The 2,053-nt window shown below is 40.5% G+C and carries 2 protein-coding genes and 1 tRNA gene; 1 reads left to right on the top strand and 2 read right to left on the bottom strand.

Annotated elements, in window-relative coordinates; all coding sequences use genetic code 11:
- Positions 1 to 1,689: TIR domain-containing protein (locus PX484_RS04145; protein WP_288102954.1), on the bottom strand; the 1,689-nt coding region annotated here is incomplete at its 3' end.
- A gap of 93 nt (positions 1,690 to 1,782) precedes the next feature.
- On the opposite strand from PX484_RS04145, the gene PX484_RS04150 reads away from it, so the two are divergent.
- The gene (locus PX484_RS04150; protein WP_002762128.1) at positions 1,783 to 1,929 is read left to right on the top strand and encodes a TauD/TfdA family dioxygenase; all 147 of its coding nucleotides are present in this window, start codon (positions 1,783 to 1,785) and stop codon (positions 1,927 to 1,929) included.
- A gap of 36 nt (positions 1,930 to 1,965) precedes the next feature.
- Here PX484_RS04150 and PX484_RS04155 read toward each other — a convergent pair.
- A tRNA-Met gene (locus PX484_RS04155) sits at positions 1,966 to 2,039 on the bottom strand.
- Between the last annotated feature and the right edge of the window lie 14 nt (positions 2,040 to 2,053).

The raw sequence follows: 2,053 nt of genomic DNA on the forward strand, positions 1-2,053 counted from the left end.
AAACGCCTCTAAATATTCCTTCAAATCTTCCAAGGATTCCCAGGGAGGGACAGGTAAATGAGCTAAATAATAATCTAAGGCTAATTGATGGGCAGATCGCAATATTTCAGGATTTGCTTGATCTTGCACCACCATGGAAATTAAAGGCAAAAACTGAAACTGTCGCCGTTTTACATTGTATTCGGGGGGAAATTCTTGTAATAAAGATAAACGAGCTAAATAGCGTAAATCTTCCTCAGTTATTGCTGGAATTAACCCCTGGGCTAACCTGTCATCAAAACTCTCGCGCAATACCGATAACCGCGTTAAACTCTCCCTAAACTCTTTCGATAATCGCGCTAAACTGGCGGTAATCACTTCTCTAACACAGGTTTCCGTGTCGCGGTGATAACCCTCCACATCAAACATATTTAAGCCCAAATTTTGCGACTCGGTGACAGAAACCCCTTTCCCAAACTTATCTTTCATCAAACTACAAACCAGTTCCATTAAGAGGGGATGACCTCCCATTTTATCGACAAATTGGGCTAATTCTTCATCGCTTCCCGTTAAGCCGTGATCTTCGGTGACATAACGCATCGCATCCGCTTCTTTTAACCCTTTTAAAGGCCAAGAATAATAATAATCTTGCAAATTGACGGGGAATTTTAGCTGTTCTCGACTGGTGACTAATAGCTTACTGCTGCTTTCTGTGTTTAACCATTTTTGCAAGAATTGCTGATAAACCAAATTTACTGGGGCAGTTAGTACCGTTTCCAAATTATTCAACACTAATAAACAGGGTTTAGCGGTTAACCCTTTGCTGATTGCGTCTATTAATTGCCCATCATTCCATTTTTCATCATAATTTTGTTTTAACTCCTCTAATAACCACCGTCCGAACTGTGCCAAAGGGTAAGGCTGGTTAAAATTAACCCATAATACCGGCCAATCAGCAGTTAATTGATCTGTAAACTTTCTCGCCAGGGCAGTTTTACCATAACCTCCGGCGGCGGTAATCTCGATTAACCTTAGATGGTCATTCCCTAACGCTGTTTGGAGTTCTTGCAATTCTTCCCGTCGTCCTTGCCATCTACGCACGGGTGGGAGTTGCGTATCCACTAACCCAGAGGTGGTCAGGGGTTGGACCGCTTTTTTAGAGGGTTCAGACTGTTTTTTTTTAGATTCTTCAATCAGCGATCGCAATTTATCCTCAACGGATACGAAAACTTTTTCATATTCTGATTTCTTTAGATCACAGAGAGGATTGCTGGGAGAATTATTGCTAGGAGACTGAAATTGATGTAAGTAAAATCTTTGTTCTATTCCCTCTTCATTAGTGTATTTAAAAGAAACACTTTTCACAGTAGAATGTCTAAGAAATATAGGAATTATAACGACTCCTTCTTCTTCACGTCTTTTCAAAATACGGGGTAATTCTTCATTCTTCACATAACGAGAATTAAGCAGATCTTGGCTAACCAAGACCATCGCAATTGTTACTTGTGATAAACTGTCTTTAATTTTTTCATCCCAAATATCCCCCGGTTGTATGTCGAGATCTGACCAGACTATTTTTTCCTCATCATTCAGAGGTTCGAGAAATTTTAACAGTCTGTCTCTCCATCCTTTGTCTTGGTGGGAATAACAAATAAAAATTGATGGCATATCTCTTTCCTCTGACATAACCACTTTTCTGTTATACCACATCTAACCCAGAAAACGGGTTTCTTAGAGAAACCCGTTTTCTAACTTAAGATTGGTCGATTCCAATCCCCGCTACTTCTTTCAAACATTTTGTAAATGGCCCTGTTTGAAGCCTATCACGTTCCGATCTATTTAAAAGCAGAACAGATCTTGATCATGGATAATTATAGTTGTCTCCATTCTCGCCAATCCTACATTGACCCCAATCGCTGTCTTGAAAGGGTAATGTTCGATGTTCCCTAACGGGAAATCGGGGTTAACTACTAGCTTTATAAGTAATGGCGGGAAGCGGATTTGAACCACTGACCTTCGGGTTATGAGCCCGACGAGCTACCAGACTGCTCTATCCCGCGTTGCTTTATCTAGT

Origin of the sequence: Microcystis sp. M49636_WE2, assembly GCF_030065375.1 — a bacterium.
GTDB classification, from domain to species: Bacteria; Cyanobacteriota; Cyanobacteriia; order Cyanobacteriales; family Microcystaceae; genus Microcystis; species Microcystis aeruginosa_C.

Excerpts from the sequence above, each read along its gene's own strand:
- PX484_RS04150 (WP_002762128.1), top strand. The coding sequence starts at position 1,783 with ATGGCCCTGTTTGAAGCCTATCACGTTCCGATCTATTTAAAAGCAGAA.